The 18,397-nt window shown below is 41.3% G+C and carries 24 protein-coding genes; 6 read left to right on the top strand and 18 right to left on the bottom strand.

Annotated features, from left to right (window positions below):
* Positions 1-5 precede the first annotated feature (5 nt).
* From AABK37_RS09300 to AABK37_RS09270, 7 genes are all read right to left on the bottom strand, one after another.
* The gene (locus AABK37_RS09300) at positions 6-257 is read right to left on the bottom strand and encodes a HypC/HybG/HupF family hydrogenase formation chaperone (protein ID WP_432551287.1); all 252 of its coding nucleotides are present in this window, start codon (positions 255-257) and stop codon (positions 6-8) included.
* Positions 258-360: 103 nt separating this feature from the next.
* On the bottom strand, positions 361-2,751 hold the full coding sequence (hypF, locus tag AABK37_RS09295; RefSeq protein WP_432551286.1) for a carbamoyltransferase HypF: 2,391 nt from the start codon (positions 2,749-2,751) through the stop codon (positions 361-363).
* A 94-nt stretch (positions 2,752-2,845) separates the two neighbouring features.
* Positions 2,846-4,057: a hypothetical protein gene (locus AABK37_RS09290; protein ID WP_432551285.1), complete on the bottom strand. Its 1,212-nt coding sequence runs from the start codon at positions 4,055-4,057 to the stop codon at positions 2,846-2,848.
* Positions 4,058-4,062: 5 nt separating this feature from the next.
* Positions 4,063-4,914, bottom strand: a complete 852-nt coding sequence (locus AABK37_RS09285; protein WP_432551284.1) for a NifU family protein — start codon at positions 4,912-4,914, stop codon at positions 4,063-4,065.
* Between the two features lie 130 nt (positions 4,915-5,044).
* Positions 5,045-5,269, bottom strand: a complete 225-nt coding sequence (locus AABK37_RS09280) for a hypothetical protein (RefSeq protein ID WP_039753344.1) — start codon at positions 5,267-5,269, stop codon at positions 5,045-5,047.
* A gap of 11 nt (positions 5,270-5,280) precedes the next feature.
* Entirely contained in the window at positions 5,281-5,517 is a 237-nt protein-coding gene (locus AABK37_RS09275; RefSeq protein WP_432551283.1) for a hypothetical protein, read from the bottom strand.
* Between the two features lie 56 nt (positions 5,518-5,573).
* Positions 5,574-6,551 carry a hypothetical protein gene (locus AABK37_RS09270; RefSeq protein ID WP_432551282.1) on the bottom strand — a complete coding sequence of 326 codons (978 nt, stop codon included), beginning with the start codon at positions 6,549-6,551 and terminating at the stop codon, positions 5,574-5,576.
* A 767-nt stretch (positions 6,552-7,318) separates the two neighbouring features.
* On the opposite strand from AABK37_RS09270, the gene AABK37_RS09265 reads away from it, so the two are divergent.
* From AABK37_RS09265 to AABK37_RS09240, 6 genes are all read left to right on the top strand, one after another.
* Positions 7,319-8,281, top strand: coding sequence for a hydrogenase (locus AABK37_RS09265; RefSeq protein WP_432551281.1), 963 nt, complete (start codon positions 7,319-7,321; stop codon positions 8,279-8,281).
* A 17-nt stretch (positions 8,282-8,298) separates the two neighbouring features.
* On the top strand, positions 8,299-8,454 hold the full coding sequence (locus AABK37_RS09260; protein ID WP_432551280.1) for a hypothetical protein: 156 nt from the start codon (positions 8,299-8,301) through the stop codon (positions 8,452-8,454).
* A complete protein-coding gene (locus AABK37_RS09255) occupies positions 8,417-10,012 on the top strand; it encodes a nickel-dependent hydrogenase large subunit (protein WP_432551279.1) in 1,596 nt (531 codons plus the stop codon). Before AABK37_RS09260 ends, AABK37_RS09255 begins: the two co-directional genes overlap by 38 nt.
* A 69-nt stretch (positions 10,013-10,081) precedes the next feature.
* Complete coding sequence (locus AABK37_RS09250) at positions 10,082-10,510, top strand: hypothetical protein (protein WP_432551278.1); 429 nt, start codon at positions 10,082-10,084, stop codon at positions 10,508-10,510.
* 317 nt (positions 10,511-10,827) lie between these two features.
* A complete protein-coding gene (locus AABK37_RS09245) occupies positions 10,828-11,466 on the top strand; it encodes a glutathione S-transferase family protein (RefSeq protein WP_432551277.1) in 639 nt (212 codons plus the stop codon).
* A gap of 122 nt (positions 11,467-11,588) precedes the next feature.
* Positions 11,589-12,095, top strand: a complete 507-nt coding sequence (locus AABK37_RS09240) for a hydrogenase maturation protease (RefSeq protein ID WP_432551276.1) — start codon at positions 11,589-11,591, stop codon at positions 12,093-12,095.
* Positions 12,096-12,128: 33 nt separating this feature from the next.
* Here the strand turns inward: AABK37_RS09240 and AABK37_RS09235 are convergent, their stop codons facing one another.
* The 11 genes from AABK37_RS09235 to AABK37_RS09185 form a co-directional block, all read right to left on the bottom strand.
* Positions 12,129-12,497, bottom strand: a complete 369-nt coding sequence (locus tag AABK37_RS09235; RefSeq protein ID WP_432551275.1) for a hypothetical protein — start codon at positions 12,495-12,497, stop codon at positions 12,129-12,131.
* A gap of 25 nt (positions 12,498-12,522) precedes the next feature.
* Positions 12,523-13,812, bottom strand: a complete 1,290-nt coding sequence (locus tag AABK37_RS09230) for a nitroreductase family protein (RefSeq protein WP_432551274.1) — start codon at positions 13,810-13,812, stop codon at positions 12,523-12,525.
* A complete protein-coding gene (locus AABK37_RS09225; RefSeq protein WP_432551273.1) occupies positions 13,799-14,263 on the bottom strand; it encodes an ankyrin repeat domain-containing protein in 465 nt (154 codons plus the stop codon). Before AABK37_RS09225 ends, AABK37_RS09230 begins: the two co-directional genes overlap by 14 nt.
* A 163-nt stretch (positions 14,264-14,426) precedes the next feature.
* Positions 14,427-15,368 (bottom strand): heme o synthase, encoded by a 942-nt coding sequence (locus AABK37_RS09220; protein ID WP_432551272.1) that lies wholly within the window; start codon positions 15,366-15,368, stop codon positions 14,427-14,429.
* A 232-nt stretch (positions 15,369-15,600) separates the two neighbouring features.
* The gene (locus AABK37_RS09215; protein WP_432551271.1) at positions 15,601-15,825 is read right to left on the bottom strand and encodes a FeoA family protein; all 225 of its coding nucleotides are present in this window, start codon (positions 15,823-15,825) and stop codon (positions 15,601-15,603) included.
* Positions 15,826-15,991: 166 nt separating this feature from the next.
* Positions 15,992-16,291 (bottom strand): 2Fe-2S iron-sulfur cluster-binding protein, encoded by a 300-nt coding sequence (locus AABK37_RS09210; protein WP_089129461.1) that lies wholly within the window; start codon positions 16,289-16,291, stop codon positions 15,992-15,994.
* Between the two features lie 163 nt (positions 16,292-16,454).
* Positions 16,455-16,829: a HesB/IscA family protein gene (locus AABK37_RS09205; RefSeq protein ID WP_432551326.1), complete on the bottom strand. Its 375-nt coding sequence runs from the start codon at positions 16,827-16,829 to the stop codon at positions 16,455-16,457.
* Between the two features lie 23 nt (positions 16,830-16,852).
* Complete coding sequence (locus tag AABK37_RS09200) at positions 16,853-17,023, bottom strand: hypothetical protein (RefSeq protein ID WP_432551270.1); 171 nt, start codon at positions 17,021-17,023, stop codon at positions 16,853-16,855.
* A gap of 10 nt (positions 17,024-17,033) precedes the next feature.
* Complete coding sequence (locus AABK37_RS09195) at positions 17,034-17,837, bottom strand: HesA/MoeB/ThiF family protein (RefSeq protein ID WP_039753366.1); 804 nt, start codon at positions 17,835-17,837, stop codon at positions 17,034-17,036.
* A gap of 10 nt (positions 17,838-17,847) precedes the next feature.
* The gene (nifW, locus tag AABK37_RS09190; protein ID WP_039753369.1) at positions 17,848-18,165 is read right to left on the bottom strand and encodes a nitrogenase-stabilizing/protective protein NifW; all 318 of its coding nucleotides are present in this window, start codon (positions 18,163-18,165) and stop codon (positions 17,848-17,850) included.
* Positions 18,162-18,380, bottom strand: a complete 219-nt coding sequence (locus AABK37_RS09185) for a CCE_0567 family metalloprotein (RefSeq protein WP_432551269.1) — start codon at positions 18,378-18,380, stop codon at positions 18,162-18,164. The genes nifW and AABK37_RS09185 overlap by 4 nt, the downstream gene beginning before the upstream one ends.
* Positions 18,381-18,397 lie beyond the last annotated feature (17 nt).

Below are 18,397 nucleotides of genomic sequence, written 5' to 3'. Positions count from 1 at the left end.
GCTTGTTATTGACCCATCACTTCTGCTAACTCTTCCAATAACTTTAATGTTTCCGCCGCTTCTTTTTCATTAATTCGATTCATAGCAAAGCCAACATGAACCAATACCCAATCTCCAACACAAGATTCGGCAGGATGCTGTTCGTTAACGATGCAAGCAATATTAACTTGACGTTTTACACCACCGACGCTAACAAGGGCTAGTTTTTGATTTATGTCGGTTATTTCTATTATTTGACCGGGAATTCCTAAACACATTTTTGATTTTCCTTAAACGTAGACGCGCAAGCGGCTTGCCCCAGGCTACCGCAGAGGCACAGAGAGAACAGAGGAAGAAAAGAGAGAGTATTTAAAATATGACTTATGGATTTATTAATTTAGCGGCTGCAATAACAGCTTGCCCTAATGATAAACCGCCATCGTTTGAGGGTACTAAACTGTGAGTTAGTACATTTATTTCCAATGCTTCTAAGCGTTTAGTTACTTGCTGCAATAAAATACTATTTTGAAAAACTCCTCCGGTGAGAATGACTTCATTTATTACATTTTCTCCACGGAGATATTTAACCATTTCTACAATGGCGTTAGCTAAACTTTTGTGAAATTTAGCAGCTATGACAGGTTGAGAAATCTGCTGTTGCAAGTCGTGGAGTAAGGCTTGCCACATTGAAGATGGGTCTATACAATAAATACTATCTAAAATGTCAAGTTTAAAAGGATATATTTGCGTTTCTTCATGATTATTTAAGCTATGGATATCGACTAAGGCTTCCATTGCGATCGCTGCTTGTCCTTCATAGCTACATTCTTCGCGACAAATGCCGATAGCAGCAGCAACTGCATCAAATAAACGCCCGACTGATGAAGCTTGGGGAGAGTTTATCTGTTTCTCGATTAGCTGATTGAGAAGTTTCAGCGGTTTATTTTCTAGAAAATGTAAGATTTCTAACTCACCGTATTTTTGTTTTAAATTATCCCAAGTATCGGTTGATATCAAGTGGGCATAAGTGTTACGCCAAGGCTGATAAATTGCTTGTGTGCCTCCAATCATTGCCACTGGTTTAAATGTTGCCAGTCGCTTAAATTGACGATAATCTGCTAACAAAAATTCTCCGCCCCAGAGTGTACCATCTTCGCCATAGCCCAGTCCATCTAAAGCGATTCCTAAAACAGGGTTACTATCTAGAGGAATATTATTTTCTGCCATGCAAGCGGCAATATGGGCGTGATGATGCTGGATGTTATAAACTTTTATTTGATTAGCGTCTGCTAGTTCTTTACCTAATTTTGTTGAAAGATATTCCGGATGTAAATCTAGAGATATAATTTCTGGTTTATGCTCAAATAAATTTAAGTATAAATTTAGCGTATCTTGATAAGCGTTAAAAGCAGCAGCGTTTTCTAAATCTCCTAAATGCTGAGAGAGAATTGCTTGTCCATTTCGCAATAGACAAAAGGTATTTTTTAACTCGCTACCCATTGCTAATATATGAGGAACGTTGTTAAATCCTGGTGGTAAATTAATCGGTGCTGGCGCGTATCCTCTAGCGCGGCGAATTGTTTGCACTTTATCACCGACAACCCGTATCACCGAATCATCTACCCGGTTAACAATCTCACGATCATGTAAGAGAAAATAATCTGCAATTTTGCCTAACTTTTGCCGCGCTTCTTCATTATCAATACATTGCGGTTCATCAGAAATATTGCCACTTGTTAAAACAATCGGGCGATTCATTCGTTTGAGAATTAGATGATGTAAGGGCGTATAAGGTAGCATAAAACCGAGAGTATTTTGCCCAGGTGCGACGGAAAGCGCAATTTGGCGTTCTCCCCTTATTTCTTTATTTTCTAGTCCCCAGTCCCCAGTCCCTAGTCCCTTTTCTCGCATTAAAACAATCGGTGCGGCGGGACTTTCTAATAATTCTTTTTCCTTGGTGCTGGGGGTGCAATATTCTTCAATTACTGTTATGTCTCGCGCCATTAAAGCAAAGGGTTTATGGTAACGTTTTTTGCGATCGCGCAATTTTTGCACCGCTGTTTCCTGTGTTGCATCGCAAGCAAGATGAATACCACCTAACCCCTTAATTGCCACAATTTTACCTTTTTGCAACAAGGTACAAACAGCATCAATATCATCCAGCATGGAGAACATGAAAGCAGTAATCGGCTTATTATCTGCACGTTCTAAAGTCACTTGGGGACCGCAGATATAGCAAGCAATAGGTTGGGCGTGAAATCGACGGTTTTCGACATCGTTGTATTGCTTTGCACATTCTGGACACATGGCAAAAGCAGCCATGCTGGTATTATTTCGGTCGTAAGGAATGGCGCGAATAATACTTAGGCGCGGACCGCAATGAGTACAGTTAGTAAAGGGGTAACGATACCAACGGCTAAGAGGATTAAAAATGTCTGATTGACATTGCGGACAAGTAGCAGCATCAGGGGTAATAGCTGTTTTTACAGCGTTACTAACACTAGTAGAAATGACAAAATCATTAAAGCTAAATTCACCCTGATAACGAGTTCGCGTCAGTTGATTAATTCTTGCTAAAGGTGGACATTCTTCCTGCAATCTTTGAATAAATTTTGTTATAGATTCATCACTACCAGATACCCGAATTAACACACCTTGACCGTCATTAAAAACTTCCCCGCGTAACCCGCAAGCTTTCGCCAAGCGATACACAGTAGGGCGAAATCCTACACCTTGAACAGTACCATAAACTCTGATTTCCTCAATAGACATAAATCTTTTTTCTTCTCTGCGCGACGCCAGTTGCTACAACGCGGGGAACCCGCGCAACGCACTGGCTCCTCTGCGCCTCTGCGTGAGATAATATCTATACTTCCATTTTCCAAATTAAAACTCTATTATTTCCCGAATCAGCTATTACCGCAATATTGCCACATACTTTTATTCCATAACACCAATTCAAACTATCTCGCTTTGGCAATGCAAAATCGCGATTTTCACCTTTACTTTGAAAATCTATTTGTCCAGCTATCGCATCCGCAACAGCACCTGGCAAAGATATAATTGATTCTGGCTTTTTCCATCCCAACAACCGAGAATTAGCAGTATCCGCAACTAACAACCAATCACCACTAGCTGCCACACCATAAGGCATACTTAAACTACTAGCGCTAGGAAAATAAACACCCTGATTTATTTCGACTAAATCAAAGCTTTTTTGTCCTAACACCACCGCACAAGGAGTATTATTTTCTGTTGGGATTCCTTGCCAAATCATCACCCGGTTATTACCCGCATCAGTGACAACTAAATTATCTCCCCAAATGGTGATATCATGACACCAACGCATACTCGATGCTGAAGGACTAGCGCCACCATTTTCGTTACGCGATCGCATGTCTGGTTGTCCCAACACTAAATCCGCTGGTTGACCATTTTCTGACGGTAATTCATTCCAAATTAAAACCCGACGATTTCCCGTATCAGCAACAAACAATCTCCCTTGATAATAGCAAACACCATAACACCAATTTAAAGTATTTGCGGCGGCTTCTTGCTTTCCCCGATTCGGTTTGTTGTCGTTAAAATTAGCTTGACCTAACACCAAATCTGCCGGAACATTATTATCTTCCGGTAACTTTTTCCAAATTAAAACGCGGTGATTCCAAGCATCCGCTACTGCTAAACCTTCCCCACAAGCACAAATCCCTGTTGGGACACTTAAAGTTGCCCTTCCTGGTGTAGTTTTAGCATTTTGTCCCTCATGATTAAAGTCAGGTTGTCCAATTACCCAATCAGCAGGTTGATTGTCTCTGGTGGGTAAATTTCGCCATCCTAATAAGCGATGATGTCCCGTATCTGACACCCACAAAGAACCAGTTTCAGATAGCAAACATGCACCACGCGGCGCAAACATTTCTCTAGCACTAGGTACTAAAGGTATCACTAATCTTTCTGATTCAATACTATTACCTAAAATTACTTTTGCACCATGAAAACAAAGAGGTAATCTTTGGACAATTTCTGTTGCTTCTCGCTTCAATTTTGATGTAGGAGTAATTTTAATTGGGCTATGCATCAATTTTATATTTTCAATAGCAGTTGCACAAAAACTTTATCACCTTTAATCTTTACAGGATAAGACTGTAGAGAAACATCAGGTGCTGTTAAACATTCTCCTGTATCTAACCTGTACTGAAATCCGTGAGAGGGACAGGTGAGAATATTATTTTCAATTGTACCCTCATCTAAAGGAAAAGCTAAGTGAGCGCAAGCATTTTTGTAACAGTTTATCTTAACACATTGACGATGTAAAATCAGCGAATTACCAGCAAAATTAACTGCTAAAACACCAGATTCAGGAACTTTATCAACAGTTGTTAGCTTAACCCAAGGAGGATTTCTATTTTGAGAAAATGGACTGGTTAAATTATTAGCACTATGAACAAGAAATTTATTATCGACGGCGATAACTTTGGTAATTTCTGGACAATATTTTTTAATAGCTTGTTCAATTCCCTGAGATAAAGTCAAAGTTGAAGACGGACAATGACTGCAAGTTCCGATGAACCTGACTTCAACTGTATCTGGTAATTTAATTGCTACTAATTCCACATCACCGTTATGACTTTTTAAGCTAGGACGAACTTCATCAATGGCTGTTTGAATGCGTTGTGATAAAGGCGGTTTTGGCGGTTTTACGAGTTCGTGATACAGCAGTACTCCGTATACTACTTCATCATCTACTGCCTCACGTAAAGCGGAAATTGATTCTTCTTTTTTTAAGCTTTTAATCAACCGCATTAAAGCTACTTTATGTAAAGCTTCAATCGCTCTTTTTAGCCCGACTACTACACAGCGCTGGCTTTCATCCCACTCAGCTACAATTGCCTCAAAGCGATTGATTTCTTGAATTAATTCCTCAAGCTTGGTCATTATTTATTGGATAGTAGTTAGTGGTTAGTGGATAGTTGTTAGTAGATAGTGGATGCTGGATGGGAGATAGTTGTTAGTAGATAGTGGATATTAGTCAATAACTAACAACTAACAACCAATAATTAAAAACTCACTTCATCTTAAAATCTTTCAGTAAAAATGGCATGATTGCGCCAGTAAATAAGCTAGAGGTAACTATTGATAGCCATAAAGGAAATTCAAGTTGTGCAGTTGATAGCAATAACAGCAAACCGATAATTAAACCTATTGAAGTTTGCTTGATAAAATATGCTGTATCGCGTATTAGTTTTCCTTTGAAAAATAACTTAATAGAATACCACCCTAGTACAAACATTATTCCTCCGATTAATTTTTCAATAAATTTAGTACAACTAATCCGAAAAATATGGCTGGAATCACACCAGCGGGTCCTAGTAATCCACCAGTCATCGCGGCTAATTCATAACCTAAATCTTTGCCAGCTAAAAGTACGCCGCCAATCGCACCCCCAACTATAGATAAGCCGGCTGCTATTGCTAGCCATATTAATGATGTAATTAGGTTAATATCACCAGACACCAAGCTGGACAACAAATCTATCATTCTGTTTATTCCTCATTCAGAAAGTGATGAGTATAAATTAACTTCTAACTTCTAACTCATAACTCATAACTATTTATTTCTATTTCTACTTCTTGCAAAGCTTGAGCGACAATTTCTGCTTGTTCTATCTGTTCATGCTGGTGAAATATTTCCCTAGCTTCTTGATAGTAATCACGAACTCGCAACAGATTTTTATAATTCCCGGCTTCTGCTTTTTCTGGGTCATCTGGTAAGTTAAATAAGGCATTAGCTTTGTTAGAAATTGTGTTGGCGTATTCTAAGGGTGTATCTTTAGCAGATCGCACTTTTAATGCCTCGTCATAAGCAGCGATCGCTCGTAAAATATTCTCTAGTGGATGCGAACTCGCTAAATATTGCAATGCGTTGCCTAAGTTATTCTGCAACATCGCATATTCTCTGGGGTGGTCAATCAGCTTAATGTGCTTCAATGCAACCTCAAATGACTGCACAGCCAAGCCTTGACGCAAGTATTCTCTTTCTGATGCTAATGGCATAGAAAGGTAAGCGATCGCTATATTATTGTATAAAATCGCATATTCTTGTGGGTAATCTTGCCAGGTAAATACCCGCAAAGCCTCGTGATAAGCTTGGATGCTATCTGTCGTCCGCGCCAAATTAAATGGCACCAACGACTGCAATACCAACCCCAAGTTCATCTGCACTTCTGCTACTTCCTCAGGTGAGGCAAATTGTTGCAAAATTGGCAGCGCTTCTTCATAACCTGCTTTCGCTTGGAGTAGCAATTGTGACCCTACATCCGGAATTGTCTGTAAGCCAAGTGCCATTCCCGCTTTAGCGCGGGCTTTGAGGAGAGGATAATCATCAGCGCACAATTCATACGCCCGATAATACAACCCAACCGCATTCCGCAAATCTTGGGCTGTTTTGGGCTGTTGCACAAAGGATTGCGCCATAAGAATCAGCATTTCGATTTTTTCTTCTGTCGTTGCTGATTCCGATGCGATCGCCGCGATCGCCGCTTTCACAGCTGAATCTGTAATACTAGGGGTCATCACCACTCTTTTGTCATCGGTTTGGGAATTGAATTTTTCAACGCCCGCAAGACTCGGAGACGCATTTGTTACAAAGCGTCCAATCAAGGGTTATACAAACCGAAACAGGAGTGTTGTTCCCTGATATTCAAAGCTGTTCCCGAACACTACCTCACCACTCTTTTTAAAACGCGAAGATCCCCACTAGGCTTAGGGGAAACCGCAATTTCAATTACCAAGTCTTCTTTTAACTAAAATGAATTCTCCTTCAATTCAATTAGTCAATTTTTTGTTGGTATAGACTCTATTGATTAGAAGCATAGAGTAAAACCGCAAATATTTACGTTGATTTCAAACATTTTAAATATATCTTAATCTCTTGCCTTTGGTGATTGTCAAATAAACCAAATATTAATTAATTTATCAGCTTTAATCATTCTGCCTATTTTCCTAACTTTTTCAGATATATTAACTTATATTTTGTATATTTGCATTACATTTAAACTCGTTCAATGAATTTAAAAGCCATGTTTATCAAGCTTTTTCTCAAATTTAAATCTGGACTACTGATAAGTGCGTTTTCTATACTATTACTATTTAAATAAAAATTCTGTTCGAGCGAGAACCTTTTAAAAATTGCGAATTGTATTTAGTTAATACAAAAATGAAAATCTTATTTAATCATATACAAACCAAGCAAAAACTACCTAAGATTAAAAAATAGAGGTTGAAAAACAGCTTGACCTGACAAACGTCGTCACTTAAATTAGGCATGATAAACAACAGAGATGACTAACTTACTATGGCTGCAAGGTGGTGCTTGTTCGGGCAACACCATGTCATTTCTCAACGCCGAAGATCCCACAGCTTGCGATTTAATTGCCGACTTTGGCATCAACATACTTTGGCATCCATCCTTGGGGCTGGAATTAGGTACAAACTTGCAGAATATGCTGTGGGATTGCATTTCCGGCAAAATTCCTCTAGACATACTTGTATTTGAAGGCAGCGTCATCAACGCCCCCAACGGCAGCGGCGATTGGAATCGGTTTGCCGATCGCCCGATGAAAGACTGGTTAAACGACTTATCCAAAGTCGCTAACTTCGTCGTAGCGGTAGGAGACTGCGCCACCTGGGGAGGAATACCCGCAATGGCACCCAACCCCAGCGAATCTCAAGGATTGCAATTTCTCAAACGTCAAAAAGGCGGCTTTTTAGGCAAAGACTTCCATTCATTATCTGGATTACCCGTTATCAACATTCCTGGATGTCCCGCGCATCCCGATTGGATAACGCAGATATTAGTAGCGATCGCCACAGGCAGAATCGCTGACATCAGCTTAGATGAACTGCATCGTCCGGAAACCTTCTTCAAGAGTTTTACCCAAACAGGCTGTACTCGCAACGTCCATTTTGCTTACAAAGCATCAACCGCCGAATTTGGTCAGCGTAAAGGATGCTTATTTTATGACTTAGGCTGTCGCGGTCCGATGACACATTCATCCTGCAACCGCATTTTATGGAATCGCGTCTCATCCAAAACCCGTGCTGGAATGCCTTGTATAGGTTGTACAGAACCAGAATTTCCCTTCCACGACCTCAAACCGGGAACCGTATTTAAAACCCAAACCGTCATGGGAGTTCCCAAAGACTTGCCCACAGGAGTCAATAAAAAAGACTACGCCTTGTTAACAATGGTGGCAAAAGATTCAATCCCAGCTTGGGCAGAAGAAGACTTTTTTACAGTTTAGGGAATGGGGCAATGGGCATGGGGCATAGGGTATGGAATTCAAGTGAAGTATGTCTAGCTTCTTTTTATTCCCATTGCCCAATGCCCATTGCCCTATGCCCAATGCCCATTACTCAATTACCAATTACCCAGAAAAATGACAATCAAAACATTAGATATTTCCCCAGTCGGTAGAGTTGAAGGCGATTTAGATGTGCGCGTAGAAATCGATGATGGACAGGTAGTAAATGCCTGGACTCATGCCGAACTCTTTCGCGGATTTGAAGTTATTCTACGCGGCAAAGACCCCCAAGCCGGATTAATTGTTACACCTCGCGTCTGTGGTATTTGCGGTGCTTCTCACCTTACCTCCGCAGCTTGGGCGTTAGATACAGCTTGGGGAACAGAAGTTCCCCGCAACGCTATTTTGGCGAGAAACTTAGGTCAAATTGTCGAAACAATTCAAAGCATACCGCGCTACTTTTACGGTCTATTTGCTATCGATTTGACCAATAAAAAGTATCAAAGTAGCCGCTATTATGAAGAAGCTTGCAGACGCTTTGCCGCTTTCACAGGTAAATCTTATGAAATAGGCATCACAATTTCTAGCAAACCTGTAGAAATTTACGCTTTATTTGGCGGACAATGGCCTCATTCTAGTTACATGGTTCCTGGTGGCGTAATGTGCGCCCCTACCTTAACAGATGTTACCCGCGCCTGGTCAATTTTGGAATATTTCCGCACTAATTGGTTAGAACCAGTTTGGTTAGGTTGTTCTTTAGAACGCTACGAACAAATTAAGACTTATGATGACTTCATGGCGTGGCTAGATGAAAATCCAAATCATGCAAATTCTGACTTAGGTTTTTATTGGCGAATGGGTTTAGAAATCGGTTTAGATAAGTATGGTGTTGGTGTTGGTAAATATGTCACTTGGGGATATTTACCTCACGAAGATAGATACCAAAAACCGACTATTGAAGGGCGAAATGCTGCCACAATTATGAAGAGTGGCGTGTATAACAGCTTCACCGATACTCATGTTTTGATGGATCAAAGCTTTACCCGCGAAAATACAATTCGTTCCTGGTATGATGAAGGGACAGCAGACGTTCACCCCTTCGATCGCACGACCAAACCAAGCCAAAAAAATACTAAAGACTTTGACAACGCTTATTCTTGGTCTAGTGCTGTTAGCCACGCACAATTTGGACGCTTGGAAGCAGGACCCCTGGCGCGTCAGTTAGTCGCCGGTGGCGAACATGGCGAATCTTGGCAACACCATGACGGATTCATTTTAGATGCATTCAAGTACATGGGCGGTGCGAGCATCCATCTACGTCAGCTAGCACGAGTTCACGAAATTGTCAAGTTATATCGCCAAGCCGAACACTGTTTGCGCGAATTTAAGTTAAATGACCTTTGGTACATCAAACCCCAAGAAAAAGACGGACGCGGTTGGGGTGCAACCGAAGCCTCACGGGGAGCGCTGTGTCACTGGGTCGATATTGAAGGAGGCAAGATTAAGAATTATCAAATCATGGCTCCCAGCACCTGGAATATTGGACCCCGCGACGGTGAAGGAATCAAGGGACCGATTGAAGAAGCTTTGGTAGGAACACCGATTTTCGATCCTACCGATCCGGTGGAAGTGGGACATGTCGCGCGATCGTTTGATTCTTGCTTAGTTTGCACCGTTCACGCTCACGATGCGAAAACAGGCGAAGAATTGGCGCGTTTTCGTACTGCGTAGGCGATCGTTCTCAGTCTCTGACTGAGAACAAAAAAACGAGAAAACATTGAAATTTACACGGGTATTCTTGTGACTGAATTAGCATTACACAACCATCTTTCTCATCTTCCCGAAGAAGCACTGCAAGAGTTTACAGAATGGTGTGTCCTAGAGCAAGCAAAAGAAGCGGGATATAAGCTTACTCCAGATAGAAGTAAGTTAGATAAATTACCCACAGGAGACTATATTTATCAACTTGTGGATCAATTTATGAAAGTTAAACCAGACCCAATTAGAACTGGTTTAGCAGGAGCGATCGCCGGAAAGCAAGCTGATAAACACGCTTTGTCAGGTGTAGCGGCTATAGTCGATTTTGTTTCACTTTATATTAGGTATTTAATTCCTAAAGAAGGTAGCGAACAAGAAAAGGCGGAAGCAATATTAACTCAAGCATCACAACAGCAGTTTGAGAAACTCTCTCAAATTGCTAAAAAATATGATGTAGAAATTTCCAGCTAAACTGCTTCATTACTCGTTCCTGCGCTTCTGGCTAGGAACGAGTAAATGAGGAAATAGCTTACACAATTTCAAGACTGACTTTCATCGCTACAACACTATGAAGGTTGGGTATTGGCAGATTATTTAAAATGTTATGGCAATTAACAATGGAAGCATTCTCAGCAAGCGCTTGGGAACCGGGTAAGAGCGCTGGCATCGACGGGATTTTGACCGAGGTACTTGTATCCCACCCTGTAGAGGGATGGAGCAGAGCGCGAAATTAGTTGAAAATTGACCTCGGTTGGATAGTAACATTTGCTTTGTAGAAGGAACGTTTTATGATCGTTGTCCATCATCTCAACAACTCGCGATCGCAGCGCGTGCTATGGCTACTTGAAGAATTAGGTATAGAATACGAAATCAAGCGCTACGAACGCGATACGGAGACGATGCTGGCACCGACATCGCTGCTGAATGTCCACCCACTCGGCAAGTCACCAGTAATCACAGATGCAGAAGAGACGATCGCCGAGTCGGGTGCCATCATCGAATATATAATGGATCGCTACGGCAAGGGTCGGCTAATCCCAGCACCCGGTACACCGGAGCGTCTGCGCTACACCTATTGGCTGCACTACGCTGAAGGCTCTGCAATGCCGCCGCTGCTACTCAGACTCATCTTTGAGCGTTTTGGAATAGGGGACAGCAAGGCGATGGACGCATTCATAGCGCCTCAGATCAAGCTTCACTTTGACTACATCGAAGGCGAACTCCATAAAAGTACGTGGTTTGTGGGCGAGGAATTCACCGCTGCCGATATCCAAATGAGCTTTCCCCTGGAATTGCTCGGCATAGTCGCTCCTGATGTCGAGAGCAGACCGAAGCTGGAGGAATTTCTTGCTCGTATTCATGCGCGACCTGCTTACAAACGTGCGCTTGAGCGTGGAGGCAAATACGACTTTGCCAAGAGTATTTAATAATTCTTGTACCCCGATAATGCTGCTATAAAGCGTGCATATTTATCTTAAAGAAACTGATTGAGCATTAATTCGAGTCCGAAATAGACTATAGGCTTTTTGGCGCAAGTCTTTCCCTTCTAATGACAAATGACAAAGAACAAATAACCATCATTGGTTGCGGTAATCTCAACCGCAGCGACGATGCGGTAGGCGTAATAATCGCCCAACGCCTACAGCAATATCTTACCGAACATCCTCATCCTAATATCCAAATTTATGACTGTGGCACCGCTGGGATGGAAGTGATGTTTCAAGCACGAGGTAGCAAACAATTAATAATTATTGATGCAAGTTCAACGAATTCCGAACCCGGTGCAGTGTTTAAAGTTCCCGGAAAAGAATTGGAAACTTTACCGGAACCCAGTTACAACTTGCACGATTTTCGTTGGGATAATGCTTTAGCTGCTGGTAGGAAAATCTTTAAAGATGACTTTCCCTCATTGGTGACAGTTTACCTAATTGAAGCGGAAAATCTTGGCTTCGGACTAGAATTAAGTCCTGCTGTCAAACATTCTGCTGATTTTGTTTTGTCAGAAGTCACCGCAATGATTGAGGAATGGGTAATGGGTAATAGGAAAAACTATTAATCCAAAATCTAAAATCCAAAAACCAAAATCGTATTAAGCCCAATCTTTGTAAACTGATAATTCATCTACCCTCATTTCAAAAGGCATTCCCTGGCTTTCTGGGGGACAAACGCGAATTTTAGCACTGCTGACAATTTTATGTAGCAATGTCGCCATTGGCACAATTTTTTGTAATACACGCCAGTTAGTAACTTGGTCTGGACATTCAATTACCAAAGTCAAAGCATTAGCGTGGGTTGTGACATACCAGCGACAACTGGATAATAATTTTTGAATACAGCGATCGCAATCTTCATAAAAGTACTTGCTAATAGAATACTCTAGTTGCTGGCGCAGTATAATATCTGCCGATGTCGGTTGCATTGGACGTGAATCTTCATTTTGCCAGAAATAGTTTGTCATAGTTTTGCCTCTTTATTTTGTCCAGTTATATGCCAATTGCCATTGCGTAAAGGACATCTTTATCTGTCTCTAAAAATTCCTGAGTTTCATCGTCATAATAAGCACCAATTCCACTACAATGAATTCCCCAATAATTACTTGCTAGATACAGCCTTTGTCCTAAAAATCCGGCAATTTGCATGGCAGTTTGATAATTTGTATAGTTGGAAACAAAAAACCAAGTTACTGCACCATATGAAGCGATCGCTTGATTAACGCACAAGTAACCTGTTTTCTCACTAAAGTTACCCTCCTTGACTAAATGCGTTCCTTTGTATAACCCTGCTTTGATTCCCTCGACTCGATGGACAACTGCGTAAATTTCGATTTCTTCAAAACTTTTTGTTGGTATTGCTTGCCTAATTTCCTGCAAAATACTAAAATAAAGTTCCTGGGAAATAAACTGTTTTTCAAAACGCCTAATTGAGCGTCTGTTCCAAACAGCTTGAGAAAATCTATCCTTGTCAAAGCTAAATTGAGGATGCTTGATTTCTTGCTGACAACTTTTTTGCAAAGCTGTTTCTTTATAAGCTGACTCAATGAATAGATTCTGTTCAAAATAATCAGTTCCACAAACAAAAGGGACTTTCAGCCTTAAGCGTCGAACCTTCTTATCTTGAACTTCTCCCGAAGTTACACAAGCAGTAATAAACTCTTTGTTCTCAAATCCTAAATCTGCATTGAGAGCGAGTTTATCAAAATCGAAAACTAGTTGTATATCTCTATCGTGAAGAAAAGCTGAAGCAGCGATCGCACCCAAATGGTGTCCGCTATCTAACCAGCAATACCTGATGCTCCTGTCTTTATATTTCCAACTAGACCTATAATAAACACAACTAATTAAAAAAATGAATCCGATGATACGATTATTCGGTAAAATATAACCCTCTAATCCATCATCAATTAATTCATAGATAAGTACTAGACAATTATTCTCAACTTCTATATGATAGATTCCATCGACTATTCCTTGTATTCCGCGAATCTGCACGTAAACCTCAGTAGGATATAAAGCACCTGCTGATGGATTCACTCGCAGTTTATCGACAGTATTTTTATACGTCTTTTCCAAAGTAATCGCACTCGTTAACCAGAGAAAAGAATGGATAGAATTGTTGAGAAAGTCTAGACTTATTCGGCGATAAAACTTTGGATAAAATTTAAAAGCCGACGGTTGAGTTGACGAATCTACATAATTTGGATCGATTTGCACCGATAGGTAAGAATGCTTGGTAGCATCATGATATGCTTTCCCGGTTATCTTATTTACTTGCATTTTTCAGAATCCTTAAAACATCTACATTGCTAGCGAAATCTACAGCTTTATAGTCGTCTAAGTTTTTCAACTCTAGATTTGGGTGATATTCTAAAAGCAGCTTGACAACTTCTGTTTTTCCGGCTGATGCTGCGTACATCAAAACAGTTGCACCATTATCATTTTGGTTGTTGATGTTAATGTTTGCAGCAAGCAATAAACGAATTAAGTCGTAGTGATTGCCAAAACAAGCAAACCACAAAGCATTGTTATTATCGTTATTTGTAGCATTAATATCAGCCCCGGCGTTAATTAGTTCTTCAACTACTGCATAAACTCCTTCTCTGGTCGCTTTCATCAAAGCCGTATCGCCATTTTCACCTTGTTGATTTAAATTCTTTGGTTCGTAGTTGTTAGCTATCATCCACTGGCTTGTAGTTGCGCTCAAATGAAAGCTATTTTGGTTAGTCATAATTACTCCTTTCTTGGGTTATGAAAAGTGCGAATAAAATTCGCATCTACACAGACAAAACCCGCCTACGCGGGTTTAAAAGCCACAATTTTCTATTAGTCCACGTAGGTGGACTTTGTTCGTTTAGCCGCGATTTTAATCGTCGGGGCTTAACCATTAGCTATTACCGAAAAGCTAAAATTGCCTCTATCAAATGATGGGTGATGGGTAGACTATCGACTACCATTGCAGCGCACAGCAACATCATGTAGAGAATCGAGTAGAGAAAAAGCGATCGCGCTAATTGTTTATCATCTGGATTCTGCAACAGCGACCAAGCTTTCATAATAAAAATTGTCCCTAAAATAAAGGCGATCGCACCATAAATTACCCCCGAAGCGTGAAGAGGATAAATTAATAAAAACGTGCTGGGGATAACTACCAAAGTGTATCCCCAAATCTGACGCGCCGTGGCAATATTATCAGTAACCACCGGCAACATAGGCACACCCACCTTGGCATATTCATCGCGGATCATTAATGCCAATGCCCAAAAATGAGGAGGTGTCCATAAGAAGACGATCGCAAAAATCAACCATGCTGTCCAGCTTAAGGTATTTGTCACCGCTGCCCAACCCACCAACGCTGGAATTGCACCTGCTGCGCCGCCAATGACGATATTGTAGGGAGTATGGCGTTTGAGCAAATGCGTGTAAATGCCCACGTAGAAGGCGATGCCAGACATCGCTAACAAAGCACTTAACAGATTGACAAATACTGCAAGCACCGCGAAAGAAATACAAGCCAGAGCGATCGCAAATATGAGAGCATGTAATGGCTGTACGCGACCAGAAGGCACCGGTCTATGGCGCGTGCGTTCCATTTGATAATCAATATCACTATCGTAGATACAATTGATTGTCTGAGCGCTAGCAGTCGCACAAGTACCACCAATCATCGTTAGTAGCAACAATCTAGGGTCTAGTTTTCCCTGTGAGGCGATCGCCATACTAGCAGCCGTAGTAATCAACAGCAGCGGAATAATCCGGGGCTTTGTTAGCTGATAGTAATCTTGAAAAACTTGTAAAACATTTTGATAGTGGCGTTGCTGAGTCGTCCCATTCATAAGTTCACGAATTCCTCAATTGTGGAAAATATCCGCTATTTCCTAATAGCTAAAACTCCCCTCTTGCACTTATTCTTCAGTCCGCGCAGGCTGGTTTGCAATCCTTAATTTTTCCTCAGTCCGCGCAGGCGGACTTTCTTCGTATAGCCGAGCCACTGCGTTGGACGGCTCCGCCGGCTTGAAGCATGTGGCGTCCAGGCTTCGAGCCTGAGGGCGAATCGCGACATCATAATCAGCCACTATTAGCAACACGCATATAAATAGCACAAGCGACTTCCTTATCTATTTGCCAGCGCCTGTTTCCTACCTTGATGACAAAAGAGGGGAGTTTCTCTTCTAAAGTGATGATAGTTCCTGGCACCACTTCCATTGATATCAGTTTTTTTAAAATAATTTCGTCCTGATTATTACAGAAAGTGACAATTCCTTGCTCTCCCTCCCGCAACAATATAAACATTTACATTACGTAGTGAGAGCTGAAGAGGTCGTAATTATGAGCAGTTAAGCGCTCACTACAAATTAAGTCGAACTATTTCAAAATAAAAATATATATAATTAAGAAGCCATAGCTTTATTAAAGCTACGACTTCAACATTAGGCGAAATTAAAAACTAATCAACACTTTAGACGAGATATGGCTCTTGATGAGTGCGAATCGTGCAATCAGAACGTGGATAGGTAACACAAAGTAGAGCGAATCCTTTCTCCATCTGCTCATCATCCAAGAAAGATTGGTCAGATTGATCTATTTCACCTTCAACAACTTTGCCAACACAACTAGAACAAGCACCTGAGTGACAAGAGAAAGGCAACTCAATACCATTTTCTTCTGCGCCCTCTAAAATGGTAGTCTCTTCGTCAATTTCAATTGTTGTATCAAGGTCTTGCTTTTTGTTGATTAATCTAACTTGGTAGCTAGCCATTTCGTGATTCTCCTCAGACTTTAATACAATTAGGTTTGATGACTCCACAAAAGTGGAATATAAAAACTCTCTACTTGTGTAGTTGTTTAAGATTCAAAATCCAAACTCCCCAATCTAAAATTATTATCAGATGTGGGTTTTATCATTTAGAATTTTGATTTTTTTAGTTGCAAGGTACACCATTAGGCGTACAGTCACCAGCTTTAAATGACTTGCCACAATTGCAGTTACCAGTTGCATTGGGATTGGTAAACTTAAAGCCGCTTTCCATCACACCGTCGATGAAATCGATTACTATACCTTCTAATAAAGGCGCACTTTTCGCATCAACGTAAAGCAGCACCTCCCCTTGCTCAATCACTAAATCATCTGGTTGTGGTTTGCTGGTGATTTCAATTGCATACTCATAGCCACTGCAACCGCCATCTTTAACAGAAAGACGGACACCTTTAGTCGCCACTGCATTATTACTGGGTGTAGAACCGACCAGAAATGACCGTAGGCGAAATTCTGCTTTTTCTGTCAAAGTAACAGTCATCAAATCTCCTGAATAAGTTGCGATTAATTGTTCTGATAAAATGTCTTTGGTGCGGAAGGATTGGGAATTGGGAATTGGGAATTGGGCATTGGGCAATGGGCATTGGGCATTGGGCATTGGGCATTGGGCATTGGGAAGGGTGGGGGAACCCCACCCCTACTTGTCCCCCTTGTCCCCCTGTCCCTAGTCCCCATTACCCATTACCTAATCCCTAGTCCCCATACTGGTAGTTTCCATATCTTGAGACTGCACATATCGCCAGGGTGCGTTGTTACCACACACCGCACAAGAGCGATCGCGCTGAGAACGGCGCTTGGCAAATTCCATCCTGGTAAAATCTATAGTCAGCAATTGCGACAACAAAGGCTGACTAAACCCAGTGATCAACTTGACAGCTTCCAGTGCTGTCAGACAAGCCAATGTCCCAGAAACAGCACCGATAACAGAAAAACCACGGCGATCCCAATCAGGTTTTTCGGGAAACAGACAAGACAAACAAGGAGTCACACCAGGAATAATCGTTGTCAGATAAGCCTCCATACCGTCCATAGCCGCTTCCACCATCGGTTTGCGCCAGCGCACGCAAGCTTCATTTAGCAAATTGCGCTCCGTAAAATTGTGAGCGCAATCGAGAGCCATATCTGCCGATTGCACCAGCGAATCCACATTTTCTGGGGTGATATAATCATGAACTGCTTCTATCTGGACATCAGGATTAATGGCTTGCAAAGTCTCCTGTGCTTTGAATACCCTTGGCTTACCTACCCAATCATCCGTCATGAGAACCTGACGATTCATATCATCAAGTCGCAGATCGCCACCCCGGACTAGGATTAGCCGTCCGACACCCGCTACTGCTAAATAAAGCGCTGCCGTACCGCCCAATCCCCCCACACCTGTAACCAGAACCGTCGCTGACTTAAGGCGCTTCTGAGCCAGTTCGCCAAAATTAGGGAGCATCATTTGGCGGCTGTAACGTTCTAACTCGGTAGGCGTCAGGTTAACCAATTTTTACCTCCTAATCAGACGTGATTTCTGTCAGCGTGACTACATTTTTCGGCTTATCGTTAAACACCTTGAACAACTTTTGTTCTTGGGGTGTTGATTCCTCAAATACCTGATAAGCTTTTTGCAAAGCTTCACAATATTGCTTGAGTCTATCTTCTACACTTAAATCAGGAGAATTGCTATCAATTTCCTTCATGTATTGAGAAAACTTTTTTAAAATATGCAAACGATTCACATTTACAAATTTTTGGTCGTAAGGGAGTTGGAAAAATTCAAAATACTCCTCTGCATCGACAATTTTATTGAATTGTTCAAGATTGGTATTCATTTTTGCTGCTCCAATTTCTTTACTTGTTGTTTCAGTTCATCTAACTGACGATATATTTCATAAGTACTCGCAGCAACATCCATAAGTGTTTTGTAATCTGTGGGTAAACCCTCAGCTAAATCGTGCAGATCCATTTTCATTTGACCTGCTTTACTATTGAGGCGTTTAATTTGACTTTTTAGCTCCTCAACACTTGTTTCTTCCACTTGCGCCATAAGCATCTCCCTTTATA

The sequence above is a fragment of the Tolypothrix sp. VBCCA 56010 genome (assembly GCF_050875635.1).
Classification (GTDB): Bacteria; Cyanobacteriota; Cyanobacteriia; order Cyanobacteriales; family Nostocaceae; genus Hassallia.
Note: the sequence above shows the minus strand (reverse complement) of the source record. Positions and strands in the feature narration are given on the sequence as shown.

Excerpts from the sequence above, each read along its gene's own strand:
- AABK37_RS09275 (WP_432551283.1), bottom strand. The coding sequence starts at position 5,517 with ATGATAGATTTGTTGTCCAGCTTGGTGTCTGGTGATATTAACCTAATT.
- AABK37_RS09230 (WP_432551274.1), bottom strand. The coding sequence starts at position 13,812 with ATGCAAGTAAATAAGATAACCGGGAAAGCATATCATGATGCTACCAAG.
- AABK37_RS09260 (WP_432551280.1), top strand. The coding sequence starts at position 8,299 with ATGGGGCATAGGGTATGGAATTCAAGTGAAGTATGTCTAGCTTCTTTT.
- AABK37_RS09235 (WP_432551275.1), bottom strand. The coding sequence starts at position 12,497 with ATGACAAACTATTTCTGGCAAAATGAAGATTCACGTCCAATGCAACCG.
- AABK37_RS09280 (WP_039753344.1), bottom strand. The coding sequence starts at position 5,269 with ATGTTTGTACTAGGGTGGTATTCTATTAAGTTATTTTTCAAAGGAAAA.
- AABK37_RS09215 (WP_432551271.1), bottom strand. The coding sequence starts at position 15,825 with ATGTTTATATTGTTGCGGGAGGGAGAGCAAGGAATTGTCACTTTCTGT.
- AABK37_RS09200 (WP_432551270.1), bottom strand. The coding sequence starts at position 17,023 with ATGGGGACTAGGGACAGGGGGACAAGGGGGACAAGTAGGGGTGGGGTT.
- AABK37_RS09220 (WP_432551272.1), bottom strand. The coding sequence starts at position 15,368 with ATGAATGGGACGACTCAGCAACGCCACTATCAAAATGTTTTACAAGTT.
- AABK37_RS09290 (WP_432551285.1), bottom strand. The coding sequence starts at position 4,057 with ATGCATAGCCCAATTAAAATTACTCCTACATCAAAATTGAAGCGAGAA.
- AABK37_RS09285 (WP_432551284.1), bottom strand. The coding sequence starts at position 4,914 with ATGACCAAGCTTGAGGAATTAATTCAAGAAATCAATCGCTTTGAGGCA.
- AABK37_RS09210 (WP_089129461.1), bottom strand. The coding sequence starts at position 16,291 with ATGGCTAGCTACCAAGTTAGATTAATCAACAAAAAGCAAGACCTTGAT.
- AABK37_RS09240 (WP_432551276.1), top strand. The coding sequence starts at position 11,589 with ATGACAAATGACAAAGAACAAATAACCATCATTGGTTGCGGTAATCTC.
- hypF (WP_432551286.1), bottom strand. The coding sequence starts at position 2,751 with ATGTCTATTGAGGAAATCAGAGTTTATGGTACTGTTCAAGGTGTAGGA.
- AABK37_RS09255 (WP_432551279.1), top strand. The coding sequence starts at position 8,417 with ATGACAATCAAAACATTAGATATTTCCCCAGTCGGTAGAGTTGAAGGC.
- nifW (WP_039753369.1), bottom strand. The coding sequence starts at position 18,165 with ATGAATACCAATCTTGAACAATTCAATAAAATTGTCGATGCAGAGGAG.
- AABK37_RS09205 (WP_432551326.1), bottom strand. The coding sequence starts at position 16,829 with ATGACTGTTACTTTGACAGAAAAAGCAGAATTTCGCCTACGGTCATTT.
- AABK37_RS09245 (WP_432551277.1), top strand. The coding sequence starts at position 10,828 with ATGATCGTTGTCCATCATCTCAACAACTCGCGATCGCAGCGCGTGCTA.
- AABK37_RS09225 (WP_432551273.1), bottom strand. The coding sequence starts at position 14,263 with ATGACTAACCAAAATAGCTTTCATTTGAGCGCAACTACAAGCCAGTGG.
- AABK37_RS09265 (WP_432551281.1), top strand. The coding sequence starts at position 7,319 with ATGACTAACTTACTATGGCTGCAAGGTGGTGCTTGTTCGGGCAACACC.
- AABK37_RS09300 (WP_432551287.1), bottom strand. The coding sequence starts at position 257 with ATGTGTTTAGGAATTCCCGGTCAAATAATAGAAATAACCGACATAAAT.
- AABK37_RS09270 (WP_432551282.1), bottom strand. The coding sequence starts at position 6,551 with ATGACCCCTAGTATTACAGATTCAGCTGTGAAAGCGGCGATCGCGGCG.
- AABK37_RS09185 (WP_432551269.1), bottom strand. The coding sequence starts at position 18,380 with ATGGCGCAAGTGGAAGAAACAAGTGTTGAGGAGCTAAAAAGTCAAATT.